This is a genomic window from Streptomyces griseus subsp. griseus, from assembly GCF_003610995.1.
GTDB lineage: Bacteria > Actinomycetota > Actinomycetes > Streptomycetales > Streptomycetaceae > Streptomyces.
This window is the reverse complement of sequence record NZ_CP032543.1, coordinates 5,207,997-5,225,803: the sequence shown is the minus strand read 5'-3', so window position 1 is coordinate 5,225,803 and position 17,807 is coordinate 5,207,997. Positions and strand designations below refer to the sequence as shown.

Here is a 17,807-nt window from a genome sequence, read left to right as displayed (position 1 = left end):
CGACCCGGTTTCGCCATCCGGTCAGCCGGCGGTGGTCCCCGCCCGTCCGGCACCGCTCCACCCGTCGACCGAGGGCCGCTCCTCCCCGTCGCCAGCCGGTGCACCATCCGCACCAGCTCACTCGGCTCGAACGGCTTCGCCAGGAACGCGTCGACCCCGGCCGAGACGCCCGCGTCCACCTCGTACGGCGTGCAGGCGCTGATGACGGCGATGGGCACACGGCGGGTGCGGGGGTCGGAGCGGAGCGCGGACGCGGTCTCCGGGCCGCCGAGGCGGGGCATCACGACATCGAGGGTGATCACATCGGGGCGGATCCGGTGGACCAGGTCCAGGCACTCGACGCCGTCGGCCGCGGTCACGACCTCGAAGCCCTCCAGCTCGAGATTGACCCTGATCAGCTGCCGGATGACCTTGTTGTCGTCGACAACAAGCACGCGGCCGTACGCCCCTGACACCCTTCGAGAGTAGGTCGGCCCCCACGACCGCGTCCGGCGTTTGGCCACTTCCGCCCCGGACGGGGGACAGGCTGACGCCACGGAATACCTGTTCACGGGGACCCGTCGGGAGCTGGTAGTGTTTCACCCGTCGCAGAGCAACACCGCGATACGCCCCCGTAGCTCAGGGGATAGAGCATCGGCCTCCGGAGCCGGGTGCGCAGGTTCGAATCCTGCCGGGGGCACTTCCGGATCAAGGCGCTGACCAGCAGAAATGCAGGTCAGCGCCTTTTTGCTTCTCCGCCTCTCCTGGGCGGGGGGGGTGACGCCACCGACACCTCAGGTGCTGGTCAGCGTTGTTGCCAGTGCCTGGAACCAGGCTCCGTGGGAAAAGGGTTCGGGCGGGCTCACTTCCATGCCGAGCTCCGCAGCGGCCAGTGCGTAGTCCGCCTCGTCCAGGGGGAGGGCGAGCAGCTCGTGGAGTTCGCCCACGAGACGCGCGACCAGTTGGGGGTCGGTGGTGGCGGCGTAGTCGGCGACAGCGGCTTCGTGGCCGGGGAACTCGTCGACGATGTCCTGGGAGAACCAGCCGCCGAGCAACTGCGCGGTCTCGGGGAAGCGCATGTGCCATTCCCCATGGGTCTGCGGGGAGGACGGCCTTGGGACCTCGCCTTCCTCGATGCTCTTCTTGAGGTGGTCGGCCAGGACCATCAGCCAGTCGCCGATCTTCGACTCGGGCATGCCGGTATCCGGGATCGCGTAGAACTCGCCGAGGCCGAGCCGGAGGCGGCCCGGGGGGTTGCGGCTGTACTCCCGCAGCTGGCGCTCCGCCTCCGCGATGGCCGAGGGGCGGGTGTGCCAGGTATGACGGAGGTATGCGTCCAGCGCGCGGCTGCGCCGCTCAGGGGTGTCGTCGGCCGCCTGCCCCAGGTACGCGCGCATCACCTGGTCCAGCTCGCCGTAGCGGCGGTCGTGTTCAAGAGGCTTCATGGACATGTGCGTGCGACCTCTACAGATAGAACGGGACAGTCGTGTGGACGACGAAGCCGTGCGGGCTCGACGGCTCGCGACGCAGCACCACCCGGGCCGCGCGGACATCGACGGGCCCGCGCCCGGCCAGTAGCTCGGCCTCCAACTGGACCCGGCCCACGGGCGCCTCGCGGGACGGCCAGGCGGCCTCGACAGTGAGGCGGGACCGGGTGCCCTGGGCGAGCCAGCGATGGATGGCCTGCTCATTGGCGGTCACCACCTGCTGGGTGGCCCACTGGGCGGTCTCCCGGTCGGGGTACGTGGCGGAACGGGTCAGCATGTGGGCACCCTCTCAGACATTCGGCTCAGGAGCTGCGCTCGAACGCGGACGAGCAGGCGGGTCAGTAGTCGGAGAAGTTCCAGAACATGCCCACCTCGGCGTCCGAGACGACGATCAAGCCGTAGTCCTCCGAGTAGACGCTCAGGGGGCTGTACGCCCAGTCCGACGTCGTGAAGTCGAGTGTGCCGCGTACGTGGCCAGGCTTGTTGACGTTGGTGTGATAGCTGGCGCCCTCCCCGTAACGCGCGAGGATCGTGCGTGCCATCTCCCGCAGCTCCCCCTGACTCTCGGTGAAGCGGGCCAGATTGGACAGGGTGCACCCGTCGTCGGTGAGGGCCAGGAGCAGATTCTCGGCACTGCCCCCGTCGATCTTCTGGAGACGTCTCGCGACGTACTCCGGCGGGTGGGCGACGAAGGGGTACGTGGGCGATGCCTCGCGTTCCGGATGCTGTGCCGTGTCATCGAGCCCCGTCCAGCCGCGAGGGTCCGGGACCCTCGCCATCAGTGCGAGGACGTCGAGGATCCAGTCCTCATGGCGACGCGCGCCTGTCGCGTCGTAGGGGCACGCGTCCTCGTACAGGTGGCGTACCGCGGCTTCCCAGGACTTCTGGTCGACGGGCATGGGGGCGAAACCTCTCTCGGCAGGGTCGCTAAGGCTTGGACGGCATCGACGTCATGACGGTGAAGGGCGGGTTGCGGCCGCTGTCGTAACGGATGCGCGTGTCGATGCCGTGCACGTCGTAGGCCTTGGCGTTCACTCCGCCCAGCTTGTATCCGGACAGCGCGTCGTTGGGATCCACCGGCTGCTTGCTCACGCTGCGGCCACTGATCTCGCCGTTGGGCGCCGTCGAGTGGAACGGCTTGACGTCGCCGTCGGCGGGCGGGGGCGGGCCCTTGATCCATGCCTCGATGGCCGCCTTGTTCTGGTTGAGGTTGTGTTCGGTCAGCTCCGCGGCGCGACGGTGGTTCGGGAAGGCGGAGGAGCCGCTGGGCATGGGCTTGCCGTGCGGCCAAGCCTGCGTCGGACCGCTCGATTGCTGGTCACGCAGGCGCTGCGCGAGCTGTTCGTCCGTCTTGCCGACGTGCTTGTCCAGGGTATGACCGTCTGCCATGTACTCGTTGGCGGCGAGGTTGAGGTGGTAGTTGCCGTTCGAGTCGGTCTTCAGCCAGACCTGTGAGCTTGTGAACTCCTCCAGGGCCCGGGTACCGAAGCCATGGGCACGAGCGACGCCGGCCTCGAATGCGGGGGCGCTGCGGTGGGCCTCGTCCAGCGGCTCCTTCAGAGCTTCCATGCGCGTGGTCAGTCGGCCCAGGATGCCGGTGTACTTGTCGACGATCCCGTTCAGCTTGGCCGTGTCGATGTTCAGTACCGCCTTGACGTCGAACGACAGGAGGAGGCCCGCACCACCGCCGATGAGCGATGTGGCGACACCGACCGCGCTCTTGATGTCCTTGGGCTTGGCCAGGTCCTCGATGACCTCCTTGGCGGCCTTCCACATGGCGCGGTCGAGTTCGTCCTTGACGTCGCGATTCAGGTCGACGGCGGCTTCCGCGTACTCACGGAGGACGGTGGCTATGTCGTCGGCCGTGTCCTTCAGTACGGCCAGGACGGGCTGGCTGCCTGTGGGGACGCGAGGCGTACCGCGGCCGGAGTTGGCGGTCTGCGCCCACTGGTAGCCGTGTCGTTGCTGCCCCCAGGCCGTACCTCCCCACAGGGCGCTGCAGAAGGTCCGCATGGCGCCTTCCCATTCGGCCTGCTGGTGGTTGGTGATGGCCCCGATCGCCTGAGTGAGTTGATCCGCGCCCAGTGACGCGGTGATGGAGACGTTCATCCAGCTGTGGCACAGGGAGTTGAGATAGTGCTGCTCCGGATACGGATAGACGTCCGCCACTCGGCCGACCCGGAACACGTTCTTGCACAGAGGGCGGAGGACTTCCCGGACGATTTCGGGCAGGCCCTCCATCAGACCGCGCAGAATGTCGTCGCCGCCGTCGTCGTCGCCCCACTTGATGTCGGGAATGGAGCCGAGGTCGGGGTCTTTGTCGATGACTGCGGGCCGGGGGCGCTGCTCGGCCGTCCTGCCGGGCTTGGGGTGGGCCGCGACGTCAGCTCTGGTGTAGGCGTTGGCCGTCTCGTTGAACCCGACTGCCACACCGCCGACGCTGACCACGGACCGGCCCCACACATCCAGCCAGCGCTCACCGATCCTCTTGTACGCCTGGGCGAACTTCCGGGCCTCGGTGCCTGCGCCTCCCGCGTCGGGGTATTTGCCCAGCTCCTCCAGAAGCTTCCTGGCACCTCTTACCAGGAAGTCCTGCTGCACGGCGACGCGGGCGGAGACCGACCAGAGGTCGCTCGGCTTGACGTCGATGGTGCCCTTGCCACCCGCCGGCTGGGCGGGAGCGGGGGGCCCTGCCATCAGGCGCCGCCGCCCCAGCCTTCGAGTACGGACCTGTTGGCAGTCGCGTAGTTGAGGTGTCCTTTCACCACGACCTCGTGGAGCCAGGCCTGAGTGGCCTTGAGGTCGTCGGCCGAGCGGCCCCACTTGTCCAGCTCGTCGATGAATACCTCGCGCGCCTCACCGTCCCAGCTCAGCACGGCATGGGTGGCGCGCTCGTACAACGTGTCCAGCTTCTTGTTCAGGGCGCGGAGGATGGCCTCCAGATCTCCCGAAAGACGATGCAGGGTCGCGAAATCGACGGTGATCCGGTCTTCGTCCGGCATGGCGCTGATCCCCCGTGGTTCAGATGTCCAGGATGCGGCTCACCGGCTGACCGATATCCGAAGTGGCCTGCTGACCCTATGTCTTGGGGCATGGCAACCGTTCGCCCACCTGGGGTATCCGGAACGGCATTCGCATCCCGGGCCCAGCCATCGGTGATGGTTGTCCGCGTGCTTACGCTTGGCTGCCCACTTTAACAACAGCCGGCAACGATGGGCCGATCTGTCGGTGGATGAGGCCGAAATCAACCTCGTACCGTTGACCGCTATCACTGAACAAGTCGAGAAGAAGGAGGGCGGCATGAACACCGAGCCGAAACTCGCTTACACGTCATCGGAGTTGAAGAAGCTCGCCGACGATCTGGATGACATGCAGGAGTATCTCGGCGCACAGGTCAAGCGCATGGACGAGGTCGTCGACAGCATCGAGACCGGCTGGCGTGGCCCCACCGCCAGGGCCTACCGGGCTCTGCATCGCGATGCCGCCCTTGACGCCGTTCGCATTCAGCAGACCATGCAGCTGCTCGCCCTGGGTGTCCGTCTGAGCGAGGACGGCTTCACGAAGCAGGAACTCGAAACCCTCGAACAATTCCGCGGAATCCAAGTCGCCGTCGACGTCGAGGCGGCAGCGAACGCCCTCTCGACGCCGACGGCCGCCACCGAGCCGCCGGTTCCCCGTAGTCGCCTGGAAGATCTCTGACTCCCGGCCGGTGAGCGGTGCCGGTGCGGCATGGCCTCAGGGCCACGATGTTCGCAGCCCACACGTCCAGACCTTGATCGGCGTACGGAAGCGGACGCGGGCGGAGGGCATGCCACCTGGACCGACCGGCGGCCTCAGCCCCTTCGGGTATCGCCTCCTCAAGGGACTCGGGCTGTCACCCGTTGGAGTGACACATGCCTCTGACATATGCCTAAGTAGCCCTGTCCGGTGGATCATTCAGCCACCGGCCGCAGTCGGCCCCCGCAGGCCCGGGTGATCGAGTGTCTGTACGGAAAGGATGTCTGCGGAAGCTGGTACTCGGCTGTCCGGAGGGGGACGCATGCGGGGGCACGAGCACAGCAACAACGACCTGAGCGGTACGGTGCACGGCTTCGTGGTGCAGGCGGGGAGCGTGCAGGGGGGCATCCATGTGTCGGGCGGCGCGGTGCGGGAAGAGGTGCCGCCGCCCTGGCAGTTACCGCCCTCGGTCCGGATCACCGACCGCACGGAGGAGCTCCGCGCCCTGGAGGTGCACCGGTGCCGGGCCACGGAGGACGGGCATCCCACGCTGGCGGCGGTGAGCGGGCTCGGTGGGGTGGGGAAGACCGCGGTGGCCCTGGCCTGGCTGCACATGTTGCGGGGGGAGTTCCCCGGCGGTCAGCTGTACGCCGATCTGGGCGCCCAGGCGCCGGACGGGCCCGCCGACCCCGGTGAGGTGGTGGGGCGGTTCCTGCGGGCGCTGGGGGTGCCGAGCGGTCAGGTACCTCCGGCGCTGGGTGAACGCGTCGCGCTCTACCGGTCGTTGACCGCCGACCGGCAGCTGGTGGTGCTGCTGGACGACGCGGCGACCGCTGCCCAGGTGCGGCCCCTGCTGCCGGCCGGGCGGTGTGTGACGGCGGTGACCAGCCGTCGGCGCATGCCGGGGCTGAGCCTCGACGGGGGCCATGTGCTCCATCTCGATCCCCTCTCCCCCGAGGCGGCCGTCGAACTGCTGGATTCGACGCTCGCCGACGGCCGGGTCGCCGCCCAGCCCGAGGAGGCGCGGGCCCTGGTGCTGCTCTGCGCGGGGCTGCCGCTCGCGGTGCGGATCGCCGGGGCGCGGCTGGCGGCGCGCCCCCGGCAGGGCATCACCGCGATGGTGCGGGCCCTGTCCGAGGAGCACGAGCGGCTGGAGGCGCTGGCCATAGAGGGCGACCACGACGTACGGGCAGCGCTGGACCTCTCGTACCAGGGGCTGCCGCCCGCCGCGGCCCGGCTCTACCGGCTGCTGGGGCTCCACCCGGGGCGGGAGTTCGGCGGGGCGGTGGCGCGGGCGCTCCTGGGCGAGGAGGCCGCCGACGCTCTCGACGCGCTGTACGACGCCAATCTGCTCGTCGATGTCGCCGAGGCCTCGGGCGGTGAGCGCTACCGGTTCCACGATCTGGTACGGCTGCACGCCGCCGCCCGGGCCGCGCAGGACGAGAGCGGTGAGGAGCGGACCGCCGCGCTGCTGCGTATCGGCCACCACTATCTCGCCAACGCCGGCCGGGCCGAGGAGATCATCGAGCCCGGACGGCCCTCGCTGGAGCGGGAGTTCGAGCCGGAAGCCGTGGTGCAGGAGGACTTCGGTCCTGTCGGTGGGCAGCGTGAGGCCGAGGCCGCGCTGGACTGGCTGGAGCGGGAGCTGCCCAACCTGATGGCGGTGGTCCGCCTCGCCCGTCCCATGGGCGCCCCCGCGCTCGCCTGGCGGCTCACCGACGCGATGTGGCCGCTGTTCCCGCGCCGCAAGCTGTACCGGGAGTGGCACGAGGCGCACCAGGAAGGGCTGTCGGCCGCCGAGGAGGCGGGGAACGAGGAGGCCGTCTGCCGGATGCTGACCTCCGGAGCCCTGGGGAGGCTCGCCACCGGCGCCCATGCGGAGGCGCTGGCGATGTTCGAGCGGGCCGCGGCCTCCTTCCAGCGGCGCGGGGACGCTCTCGGGCACGCGCGGACGCTGAACTACCGGGGGCTGGCCCACCAGCGGCTCGGGCAGCCGGACCGCGCGGCCGAGCTGTTCGCCCGCGCGGCCGGTGAACTGCCCGCCTGCGGCGATCTCCGGGCCGGTGCGCTGGCCCGGTTCAACCTGGCCGATGTCGCCTTCTCCCAGGGGCGGTACGGGGACGCCGCCGTCGACGCCGAAGCCGCCCGCCTGACCTTGGAGGCGGCCGGCGACCCGTACAACGCGGCACGGGCCGCCGGCCTGACCGGGCGGGCCTGCATGGGGCTCGGCAGACTCGACCGGGCGGAGGCGGAGCTGTCGGCGGCGCTGTCCGCGTTGCGGGCCCAGGCCGCCGGGTTCGAGGCGGCCCGCGTGCTCGGAGGTCTGGCCCAGCTCTCCGAGCGGCGCGGGCAGCCCCATCAGGCCCGGCAGTTCTACCGGGAGGCGCTGTCCCTGTACTCCTCCGTCGGCCGGTCCCGGTCCGCCGACGCGGAGGAGGCGTCGGCCCGGCTCGCCGCCTTGGAGCCGGTCGAGTCGGAGGCCACCGCCTTGGAGCGGGCCGAGGCGGAGGCCCCCGGCCTCGCCCCCGGACCGTCCAGGGGTGCCGGGGGCGAGGCCGGGGAGTAGCCGCGTACGGTTCCGAGGACCCGTACGGCCGCCGGGTCCAGCGCGTCCGGGTCCAGGCCCGCCACCAGCCAGACGTGCGCGACCGAGGCCCAGACCGCCCAGGAGTGCGCCGGCCACGCCGGTTCCCGGACGAGCAGCCGGGCCCGGCCGCCGAGCCGCAGCCAGCAGCGGTCGTCCCGGTACACGGCCACCACCAGGGCGCCGGGGTGGCAGTCGGCGAGCCGGGCGGCGTACCGGACGGGGTCCTCGTACGGCCTGAATTCGGCCGGAGGGAGCCCTACCGAGGCCGTTCCCAGGGGGAGCTCGACGGGCTGGGGTCCCATCGGCAGTCCCGCCCGCGCGGTGCCCACCGCCACCTCCGCCACCAGCACATCCGCCAGCAGTGGCATCGGGTGCGGTGCCGAGAGGCGTACGCGCAGGTGGTCGTCGGTCACCCGCAGCCCCCGGTCCGGGTGGAGCAGGGTGGCCCCGGTGTGGCGGACGCCGCGCTGGGGGACGTCCTCGGTCAGGCGTACGGTCGGCGTGGTCATCGGGCGGGTCCCCGTTCGTCGTGGCGTACCGTCACCGGCAGCGGCGCGTGGTCCGTGCGCGGCCTCACGGCGGGGGCGCGCAGGCGGAGCTTGCGGTAGATCAGGGCGCGCATCCTGGGGGCGAACCGCCCCGGCTCCGAGGTGATCCGGGCCGCCACCTGCTCGTACCGCTCCGTGCGATAGGCCGCGGCGGCGCGGGTGAGCTGGCGGTCCAGGGGGCGGTCGGGGTGCAGGTGCGGGGCGATGGAGGCCAGTTCGGCGGCGGGTGAGCCGGGGTCCAGGCCGGCTTCCGGGACGGCGCCCATGAGGACCGGGACGCCGGTCATCGCGCCGTAGAGCGAGACGGATCCGTGGTCCCCCACGATGTGGTCGGCGGCGACCAGGGCCCCGACCCAGTCGGCGTACTGGCTTACCACCAGGAGACCGGCGCGCCCGAGGCCGGCGAGCCAGCTGCGGATCTGCCATTCGCCGTGGGCGTTCCAGACGTGCGGGTGGAGCAGGAGCGCGACCCGGTACTCCTCCCGGGGCAGCTCGTCGACCAGCCGTTCCAGCAGCTCCCACCGCTGGCCGAGGAGGGAGCCCGGGCCCCAGGTGGAGCAGGCCAGGACCAGTCGCTGCCGGGCACCGACCCCCAAAGCGGCGCGGTACAGGGCCCGTTGCGGCATGCTCACCGAGATCCGGTCGAAGCAGGGGTCGCCGACCACCTCGGCGGCGGGCAGGGCCTCGGGGCATTCGCGGCCCAGGCGGGTCAGCTCCTCGTGGTGGGCGAGCACGATGGATTCGGGCACCACCCGGCCGTCCTGGATCAGCCACTGCCGGTTGAGGCCGTAGACCACGTGTCCGGCGACCCGGCGGCCGCGCTGACCGGCGGGGACCAGTTTGTTGTGCCCGGCACCGTGCGGCAGCACGATCACCGGGGCGTGCAGCTCCTGCAGCCCTCCGTGGGCCGCCGCCAGCGCCAGGTCGAAGGGCATCTGCACCGCCTGGTGCCAGGGCAGGACGAGACCGCCCAGCCGCTGGAGGAAGTGGTCGACCCCGTGGCTGAACACGTCGGGGGCCTGGGTGAAGAACACCTGCACGCGGGCGTCGCCCTCCAGCAGCCGTACGGCTTCGAGCAGCCGCTGCCCCGCGGTGACGGTGTGCACCACGGCGAGGACCTTCCTGCGGGTCCGCCGGGTGGCCCAGCGGTCGACGTCCAGTCTCACCGGTACAAGGGGCCGGTGTGTTTCCGGCATGGTCAGGCTCATCGGATCAGTCCCCGTTTCCCTCGCCGCGGACTGGCAGGCCCGCGGGGGCCGCGGCTCATCGCGGCCCGGGGCGCATCTGCCCACCGACGTGGACGGGCGGCTTGCAGGAATCCTGCGTTCCGACTGCGGCGGGAAACGCGCCGCTCCATGCGCCCCGCTCACGCCCCCGTGCGCTCTGGTCCGGGTGGATGGCTCAGGGAACAGTGGACTGTTCCGCACGCACGTGCGGACGCTGCCGCGGGCGGCAGGAAGTGGCGCACCCATCGGGGGGCGATATGGACCTTCTTGCTCTGGGACCCCTGGAACTATGGCACGGGGACCAGCAGCACATGCTCGGTTCGGTGAAACAGCGCTGCGTGCTCGCGGTTCTGGTACACGCGCGCGGAGAGCCGGTCGCCGCGGACACGCTGATGGAGCGGGTCTGGGGCGACGAGCCGCCGCCCAAGGGGCCGGCCACGCTCCAGTCGTACGTCTCCAAGCTGCGCAGGTATCTGTTCGACGCCGTGGGCCCCCTCGTGCGGGTGGACCTCCTCCAGCCCCGGCTGTACCGGCTGCGGATGAACGACCTCAACGACCTCGACCTGGTCCGCTTCCAGCGGTTCCGTTCCGAGGCCGCCGTGTCGGCGGAGCAGGGCCGGACGGACTGGGCGCTCGGGCTGCTGCGGACCGCCGAGAGCATGTGGCGGGGTGAGCCGCTGACGGAGAGCTCCGGTGAGTGGGCCGCCTCGGTACGGGCCCGCCTGGTCGAGGAGTACCGCCATGTGCGGGAGGAGCGCATCCGGCTGGAGCTGGAGCTCGGGCGCCATGCCGATCTCATCGGTGAGCTGCGGGAGCTGGCGGCGGAGAGCCCGCTGGCGGAAGGGGTGGTCGGCTCGCTGATGCTGGCGCTCCACCGCAGCGGAAGGCACAGCGAGGCGCTGGAGCTCTACCGCACGACGCACACCCGGCTGCGCGAGGGGCTGGGCATGGAGCCGGGCCCCGACCTGCGGGCGCTGCACCAGCGGATCCTGGAACAGGACCGGGGTCTGGCCCAGCCGCGGACCTCCGCCGTGACCGTCACGCCCGGTAACGCGCCGAAGCCCCCCGCCCCGGCGCCCGCTCCCCCGGCGCACCCCCCGTCCACCGGCTCCGGCCGCAACAACCTCCCCCGCGACAGCAGGGACTTCACCGGCCGTACGCGGGAGCTGAGGCTGCTGCGCGACGGGCTCGCCGGTGACGGGTACGCGCTGCCGCTCGCCGTGCTCCACGGGATGCCCGGCATCGGCAAGACCGCGCTGGCGGTGCATGCCGCGCACCGGCTGGCCGACGCGTATCCGGGCGGTCAGCTGTACGTCGATCTGCACGGGTTCAGCGGGCGGCGGCCCTTCGACCCGGCCGAGGCCCTGGCCCTCCTGCTGCACGCGGCCGGAGCCGGCGGGCGGTTGCCGGAGACCCTCGACGGGCGGGCCGCCAAGTGGCGGGAGTGGACCGCGCGCCACCGGGTGCTGGTGGTCCTCGACAACGCACGGGACGCCGCCCAGGTCCGCCCGCTGCTGCCCGGCTCGGCCGGGTGCCTGGCCATCGTGACGAGCCGCAACCGGCTCTCCGGGCTGGACGGGGCCACCTCCCTGCTCGTGGACGCACTGCCCGCCCAGGAGGCGGCGGCCCTGTTCACCCGGATCGCGGGCACCGCCCGCACCTCCCGTGATCCGGAGGCGCTGACGCTGCTGGTGGACGCCTGCGGCCGCCATCCGCTGGCCACGACGCTGCTCGCGGGCCGCTTCCGGCACCGGCAGATCTGGGACCTGCGCCACCTCCTGGAGCGGCTGGCGCAGTCGGGCGACCCGTTGGGCGAGCTCGACGAGGAGGTGTTCGTCTCGGCGTTCCGGTTCTCCTACGCCGAGCTGGCTCCGGGGACACGCCGGCTGCTGCGCCTGCTCGCGCTGCACCCGGGCCCCGACGTCACGGCGGTGGCCGCGGCCGCCCTCTCCGGCACGGGGACCGGCCCGGGCGGCGCGGAGGGCGTGCGGCGCAGCATCGAGGAGCTGCTGGACTGCCATCTGCTGGCGGAGCCGGTGCTCGGCCGCTACCAACTCCACGACCTCACACGGGCGTTCGCGCTGCGCATGTGCACCGCCGAGGAGCCGGGGAGCGCACGCGCGGAGGCTGTCGGCAGGCTCCTCGGGCACTACGTCACCTCCGCGCACCGGGCCCACCGCCTCACCCATCCGCGCCGCAGATCCCTGGATCCCGGACAACTCTCCCCTTACGCACCCGAGTTCGGGGATGAGCAGGAGGCGGCGGCCTGGCTGGAAGCCGAGCGGGCCAACCTGCTGGCAGCCGCGCGCACGGCGGCCGCGGACGACCCGGACCACGCGGCACTCTTCCCGCACGCCCTCGCCCCTTCGCTCCGGATCTGGGGCAGTTGGGCGGTCACCAACGAGCTGTACGGCGCGGCCGTGGCGGCGCTGCGCTCACGGGGCGACCCGGTGCTGCTGGCGCAGACCCTGGTGGAGGCGGCGGGAGCGCTGGCCCAGACGGGGCACGGGGAGGCGCTGAGCTGTGCGGGCGAGGCGCTGACCCTCTTCCAGGACCTGGACGATCCGGCCGGGTGCGCCGACGCCTCGTTGCAGGCGAGCCGCGCCCACCTGGCCGCCGGCCACACCGGCCCGTCGCTGCGCATGGTGGCGCGGGCCCTGGCCCTCTACCGGCACCTGGGCGATCTGCACGGCGAGGCGGAGTGCCTCAACGTGGAGGGGGCGGCCCTCCACCACGAGGGCCGGTACGACGAGGCGCTCGGCCGGGCGCGCCTCACCCTCCATATGTACGAGGGGACGGGGGATCTGCTGGGGCAGATCCGCGCACTCAACAACATCGGCGAGATCCATCGCCTCCAGGGGCGCATGGAGCACGCCCACGACCACTTCGAGCGGTCGCGGGTGCTGGCCCAACTGCACAGCGGAGCACAGGAGCTGGCGATTCTGGATATGAACCTCGGGGCGGTGCACCAGGCCATGGGCGACACGCCGCGGGCGCTGGCCGGCTTCCGGCGGGCGCTGGAGAGCCACCGCGGCCGGGGCGACGCGCTGGGTGAGGCGAACGCGCTGATCAGCATGGGGTCGGCGTACGCCGAGAGCGGTGACGGCGGTGAGGCGCTGCTCCACTTCACCCTGGCGGAGGAGGTCGCCCGGAGCATCGACAGCGCCTATGAACGCACCCGGGCCCTGCTCGGCCTGGCCGACGTCCACGATGCGGCGGACCGCCGGGAGGTGGCGTTCGAGGCCTACGGCCAGGCACTCGACCTGGCCGAACGCACCGGCTCCCGGCCCGCCGCCGCCCGCGCGCTGGCGGGGCTCACGCGCACGGCGCTGGGCCTGGGGCGGGACGGACCGGCCCGGGGGTACGGCAGGAGGGCGATGGAGCTGTACCGGAGCCTGGGCTCCGAGGCGGAGGCGGAGAGCTTGCGGCGTCTGTTGCTGGGGGGAACGAGAAGGACCGGCTCCTGAGCCTTACCCGGGTGCCGGTCCGTTCGGCCGTGGTGCGGGTCAACCGCCGACGACGCGGTCCGCCGGGCCGGGCGGCTTCACCACATCCACTGAAGGAGCTTGTAGAACATGCGCCTGACAACTTCCTTCGCTCAGGGCCGAGTTGGCCACCATCCGGGTGTCGATCATCTGACAACGGGATCATGGCACACCTCACAGTCGCACAAGAACCAAACAAGGGCCACCCGTTCGAGTGATCCAATTGCGGCCCCAGCAGAATGCCCGTGCGCCGACGCGTGAACCGAGGCAACCCCGGGCCGGTCTCCGGCGACTCGGCGGTGGGGGCCGTTGTGGAGTCGGATGACCGGTACAGGATGGCGGTACCGGGCGCGGGCAGCCCTGGGTTCGGGGCGGGGGTGCCGCCCTGCCATGCGCCGACCGCCGGGCCGCCGCCCGGTGCGGGGCTGCGGGCCGTCGGGGCCGGGCTGCTCAATCCGACCGGGCTCGGGCTCGGTTACGCCCTGTCGGGGCGGTGGGGGCGGGCCGTCGGGTGCTGGGTGGCCACCGGGGTGCTGCTGTTCGCGGCGCTGCCCGCCGATCCGGACGGGGTGGCTGCGGGGTCTCCCGGCTGGGCGGGGGCTCGGCGGAGTTCGGTGAGCTGTTGTATGCGTTCCCCCGGTCCGCGTCCGCGCGGCAGGTGAGGCCGGCGATCGACGGGCGGATCGCGGAGGTGAAGGGCGCCGACCCGTGTGCGGCCACCTTGGCGTTGCGCGGCCCGCGCTCCCCCGTCAGCCCTTCTCGCGCGGGTTCTTCTCGATGACCTTGCCGTCCAGTTCGGCGGTGAGGAAGGCGCCGCCGTACTTGTCGGAGACGTAGACGCGCAGCACCGGGCGGTCGCCGTGGAAGGGCGACGACGGGTCCACGATCACGTAACTGCTTTCGGGCTCGGGGATGTTGAGGGTCTTCCTGGCCGTCCGCAGCAGGGCGGGCAGGGCGTCCCAGTTCACCGAATCCAGGTCGACCGGCTTGTCCCCGGACATGAGCGTGCCGCCCATGTCGTTGTTCTTCGCCTGGCCGTCCCGATAGGTGAAGCGGTCGTAGAGGCGGGAGTTGGACTTCAACGGCGCCTGCGCCGAGGCGTGCTTGTCGTAGAGGGTGAAGTCGGTGACCTTCGTCCCGCCCATCAGCGGCTTCAGCGCGGCGATGGCCTGCCGCGCCCCGTCCGGGGTGAGCAGGTCGGTGGGGGCCTCCGCCCCGGGCTCGTCGCCGTCGACGACCGGTTGGCCCCCCGGGGTGGGTGGCGCGGTGCTGCTGCCGTCCGGCGGGGCGCTCGTCGTGGTGCCGGGGGTGGTGCCGCCCTTCGCTCCGTCGTCCCCGCCGCCTCGGAGGAACGACGGGTCGATGACCCAGAGGACACCGACCAGCACCGCCGCCGCGACGATGGCCGAGACCGTGCCGATGACCCCGGTCCGGCGCTGGAGGCGGTGTCTGCGCTCCTCGTCGCCGTTGCCCGCGGGTGAGGTGGTCGGGACCGTGGCCGGGGAGGCCGCCGGGCTTGCGTACGGGTTGTCCGGGTACGGGCTGCGCGGTGCGTCCACCGGGGTCGGGAACGCCTGCGGGCGGCCGAAACCCGTCGGAGGGTGGGGCGTCCGCGCGGGGGACGACGGCGGTGATCCGTAGGCGCTTCTGGGGTCGGGGGTGGGCGGTACGGGGGTGGCCGGCCGCGTCGCCGCCTCCGCCAGCATCCGGTCCAGGGTCTCCGCGTCCGGGCGGGCCGGGATGTCGCGGGTCAGGAGCGCCTTCAGCACGGGGGTGAGCGCCCCGGCCCGTACCGGCGGGGGCACCTCCTCGTCGAGCACGGCGGCCAGGGTGGCGAGCGTGGTGGCCTTGCGCAGCGGGTGGTGGCCCTCGACGGCGACGTACAGCATCATGCCGAGCGACCAGAGGTCCGAGGACGGGTCGCCCTCGGTGCCCCGGATGCGCTCGGGGGCTATGTAGTCGGGCGAGCCGATGAGGGCTCCCGTCATCGTGAGGCTCGTCGACTCGCGGATCGCGGCGATGCCGAAGTCCGTGAGGACCGGGCGGCCGTCGGTGCGCAGCAGCACGTTGGCCGGTTTCACGTCGCGGTGCTGGATGCCGGAGGCGTGGGCGGCGTTCAGGGCGGAGAGGATGCCGCGCCCCAGTCCGGCGGCCTCGGCGGGGTCCATGGGCCCTTCGGCCAGCCGGTCGTGGAGGGAGGAGCCGGCCACCAGCTCCATCACGATCCAGGGGTAGCCGTCCTCGCCGGGGTCGACGATGTGGTGGACGGTGACCACGTTGGGGTGGTCGAGGCGGGCCAGGGCGCGGGCCTCGCGCAGGACCCGGGCGCGCAGGGTGCGGGCGCCCTCCGGGTCGTACTCCGCGAGTGCCGGGTCCGGGGGCCGGACCTCCTTGAGGGCGACGTCGCGGTGGAGCGCTTCGTCGTGGGCCCGCCACACCATGCCCATGCCACCGCTGCCGAGCCGCTCCACCAGTGTGAAGCGGCCGTCGATCACCCGTCCCGAGGGGGCCTCTGCGCTCATGCGCCGTAGCGTACGGGTGCCGTACGACAGGAGGCAGCCAGGGCCGGGGATCGGGACGCGGACCGGGAGGCGGCCGGTCAGGCCGAGGCGCGCTTGCGGGGTGCGGCCGTCTTCTTCTTCGTGGTGCTCCGGGAGCCGGACGACGTCTGCTTCTTCGCCGAGGACGACGACTCCTTGGTGGCGGAAGCCGGCTCGGACGCCGTCTTCTTCCGCTTCGTCCTGCTCGCCGGGGAAGCCGCGGACTTCTTCGCCGAGGAGGCCGTCGGCTTCTTCCCGCCTGTGGAGCTGGGTGTGGACTTCCGCGCCGTGGACTTCGGTTGTGCCGTCTTCTTCGCCGTCCTCCCAGGCGGCGTCTTCTTGATGGGGTGGACGTCCGCCATGTCCCCCTCGGCCGCGGACTCCCCGTCCGCCTCCCCCTCGCCTCGGGACTTCTTCGCCGCGCGGACACTGCTCTCCAGGGCCGCGATCAGATCGATGACCTTGCCCCCGCCGCCCTCCTTCGACTCCGAGGGCTCCACCGCCTCGCCGGACGCCTTCGCCGCGATGAGCTCCTCCACCGCCTCCCGATAGTCGTCGTGGAGGCTCTCCATGTCGACCTCGCCGAGGGTGTCCATCAGGGCGTCCGCCAGGTCGAGTTCGGCATCGCGGACCGTGACGTCGCTGTCGGGGGCGACGCCCTCGGGGGCGCGGATCTCGTCGGGCCAGAGCAGGCCGTGCATCGCGATCACGTCGTCGACGACCCGGAGCATCCCGAGCCGTTCGCGGCCGCGCAGGGCGAACTTGGCGACGGCCACCTTGTTGCTCCGCTTGAGGGCCTCGCGCAGCAGGGTGTACGGCTTGGCGGCCGGGACCCCGTTGGCGGAGAGGTAGTACGCCGCGTCCATCTGGAGCGGGTCGATCTCGTCGGCGGGCACGAAGGCGACGATCTCGATGGTCTTGGCCGTGGGCAGCGGGAGCTGGGCGAGATCCTCGTCGGTGATCGGGATCATCGTGCCGTCGGCGTCCTCGTAGGCCTTGCCGATCTCGCCGCCGGACACCTCCTCCTCGTCCAGCTCACAGACCTTGCGGTACCGGATCCGGCCACCGTCGGCGAGGTGGATCTGCCGGAAGTGGACCGAGTGGTTCTCGGTGGCGTTGACGAGCTTGATCGGGATGCTGACCAGCCCGAAGGAGATCGCGCCGTTCCAAATGGACCTCACCGTTCACCCCTTTTGACCTTTAAGGACACTTAGGAGGGTTTTCGTGTGACTCTTATCGTATGACGCCGATCACCGAGGTGGAGGGGCGGCGCCTCTCGCTCAGCAACCTCGACAAGGTGCTGTATCCGGCCACCGGGACCACCAAGGGCGAGGTGCTGCACTACTACGCGGCCACGGCGGCGGGCGCGATCCTGCCCCATCTGCGCGACCGCCCGGTCTCCTTCCTGCGCTATCCGGACGGGCCCGGGGGCCAGCTGTTCTTCACCAAGAATCCGCCGCCCGGTACGCCCGACTGGGTGCGCACCACCCCCGTGCCGCGGAGCGAGGCGCCGGGCGCCCGCCAGGTGGTGGTGCAGGACCTGCCCTCGCTGATGTGGGCGGCCAACCTGGTGGTGGAGCTCCACACCCCGCAGTGGCGGGCCGACACCCCGGAGATGGCCGACCGGATGGTCTTCGACCTGGACCCCGGCTCCCCCGCGACCGTCGTGCACTGCTGCTCGGTGGCCCTCTGGCTGCGGGAGCGGCTGGCCGCCGACGGACTGTCCGCGTACGGGAAGACGTCCGGCTCCAAGGGGCTGCATCTACTCGTCCCGGTGGAGCCGACCCCGTCCGCCGAGGTGTCGGCGTACGCGAGACAGCTCGCCGTGGAGGCGGAGAGCGCCCTGCCGGAGCTGGCCCTGCACCGGATGAAGCGCGCCCTGCGGCCGGGCAAGGTCTTCGTCGACTTCAGCCAGAACTCCGCGTCAAAGACCACCGCCACGCCCTACACCCTGCGGGCCAGGACCGGGCCCACCGTCTCCGCGCCCGTCACCTGGGAGGAGATCGAGGGGTGCCGGTCGCCGGAGGGCCTGGTGTTCCGGGCGGAGAACATGGCCGAGCGGCTGGAACGGTACGGGGACCTGCTCGGCCCCCTCCTCGACCCGGAACAGGCCCGACCGCTTCCGACGGTTTCCCCCTGATTCCTTCCGGCTGGTCCCCCTTGATTCACGGCCAACTCGCGGGTTCCGTTTCGGCCGCCCCGTCATGACAGGGTCATGACCTGGTTACGGCATGAGGA

12 protein-coding genes, 1 tRNA gene and 1 pseudogene are annotated in these 17,807 nt (G+C 71.7%); 5 read left to right on the top strand and 9 right to left on the bottom strand.

Annotation, left to right across the window (positions count from 1 at the left end):
• Nucleotides 1-21: 21 nt before the first annotated feature.
• A pseudogene (locus D6270_RS23740) lies at nucleotides 22-455 on the bottom strand (response regulator).
• Nucleotides 456-607: 152 nt separating this feature from the next.
• Here D6270_RS23740 and D6270_RS23735 point away from each other — a divergent pair.
• A tRNA-Arg gene (locus D6270_RS23735) sits at nucleotides 608-679 on the top strand.
• 94 nt (nucleotides 680-773) lie between these two features.
• On the opposite strand, the gene D6270_RS23730 is transcribed toward D6270_RS23735, so the two are convergent.
• The 5 genes from D6270_RS23730 to D6270_RS23710 form a co-directional block, all read right to left on the bottom strand.
• Nucleotides 774-1,430, bottom strand: a complete 657-nt coding sequence (locus D6270_RS23730) for a contact-dependent growth inhibition system immunity protein (RefSeq protein ID WP_109163597.1) — start codon at nucleotides 1,428-1,430, stop codon at nucleotides 774-776.
• A 13-nt stretch (nucleotides 1,431-1,443) separates the two neighbouring features.
• Nucleotides 1,444-1,743: an RNase A-like domain-containing protein gene (locus tag D6270_RS23725; protein WP_109163598.1), complete on the bottom strand. Its 300-nt coding sequence runs from the start codon at nucleotides 1,741-1,743 to the stop codon at nucleotides 1,444-1,446.
• A 61-nt stretch (nucleotides 1,744-1,804) separates the two neighbouring features.
• Nucleotides 1,805-2,365: a hypothetical protein gene (locus D6270_RS23720; RefSeq protein ID WP_109163599.1), complete on the bottom strand. Its 561-nt coding sequence runs from the start codon at nucleotides 2,363-2,365 to the stop codon at nucleotides 1,805-1,807.
• A gap of 28 nt (nucleotides 2,366-2,393) precedes the next feature.
• Nucleotides 2,394-4,163, bottom strand: coding sequence for an RNase A-like domain-containing protein (locus D6270_RS23715; RefSeq protein WP_109163600.1), 1,770 nt, complete (start codon nucleotides 4,161-4,163; stop codon nucleotides 2,394-2,396).
• A complete protein-coding gene (locus D6270_RS23710) occupies nucleotides 4,163-4,468 on the bottom strand; it encodes a WXG100 family type VII secretion target (protein WP_109163601.1) in 306 nt (101 codons plus the stop codon). The genes D6270_RS23715 and D6270_RS23710 overlap by 1 nt, the downstream gene beginning before the upstream one ends.
• A 226-nt stretch (nucleotides 4,469-4,694) precedes the next feature.
• On the opposite strand from D6270_RS23710, the gene D6270_RS23705 reads away from it, so the two are divergent.
• Nucleotides 4,695-5,165, top strand: a complete 471-nt coding sequence (locus tag D6270_RS23705) for a WXG100 family type VII secretion target (protein ID WP_225976935.1) — start codon at nucleotides 4,695-4,697, stop codon at nucleotides 5,163-5,165.
• A 340-nt stretch (nucleotides 5,166-5,505) separates the two neighbouring features.
• Nucleotides 5,506-7,749, top strand: a complete 2,244-nt coding sequence (locus D6270_RS23700) for an ATP-binding protein (protein WP_109163603.1) — start codon at nucleotides 5,506-5,508, stop codon at nucleotides 7,747-7,749.
• Between the two features lie 526 nt (nucleotides 7,750-8,275).
• On the opposite strand, the gene D6270_RS23695 is transcribed toward D6270_RS23700, so the two are convergent.
• Nucleotides 8,276-9,526, bottom strand: coding sequence for a hypothetical protein (locus D6270_RS23695; protein ID WP_109163604.1), 1,251 nt, complete (start codon nucleotides 9,524-9,526; stop codon nucleotides 8,276-8,278).
• 275 nt (nucleotides 9,527-9,801) lie between these two features.
• Between D6270_RS23695 and D6270_RS23690 the strand changes: the two genes are divergently transcribed.
• A complete protein-coding gene (locus tag D6270_RS23690) occupies nucleotides 9,802-13,011 on the top strand; it encodes an AfsR/SARP family transcriptional regulator (protein ID WP_109163605.1) in 3,210 nt (1,069 codons plus the stop codon).
• A gap of 767 nt (nucleotides 13,012-13,778) precedes the next feature.
• Here D6270_RS23690 and D6270_RS23680 read toward each other — a convergent pair.
• Both D6270_RS23680 and D6270_RS23675 read right to left on the bottom strand, forming a co-directional pair.
• Nucleotides 13,779-15,551: a serine/threonine-protein kinase gene (locus D6270_RS23680; RefSeq protein ID WP_225976934.1), complete on the bottom strand. Its 1,773-nt coding sequence runs from the start codon at nucleotides 15,549-15,551 to the stop codon at nucleotides 13,779-13,781.
• 77 nt (nucleotides 15,552-15,628) lie between these two features.
• Nucleotides 15,629-16,750, bottom strand: coding sequence for a non-homologous end joining protein Ku (locus D6270_RS23675; RefSeq protein WP_109163608.1), 1,122 nt, complete (start codon nucleotides 16,748-16,750; stop codon nucleotides 15,629-15,631).
• A 59-nt stretch (nucleotides 16,751-16,809) separates the two neighbouring features.
• Here D6270_RS23675 and ligD point away from each other — a divergent pair, with 59 nt between their 5' ends.
• The gene (ligD, locus tag D6270_RS23670; protein ID WP_109163609.1) at nucleotides 16,810-17,709 is read left to right on the top strand and encodes a non-homologous end-joining DNA ligase; all 900 of its coding nucleotides are present in this window, start codon (nucleotides 16,810-16,812) and stop codon (nucleotides 17,707-17,709) included.
• Nucleotides 17,710-17,807: the final 98 nt, after the last annotated feature.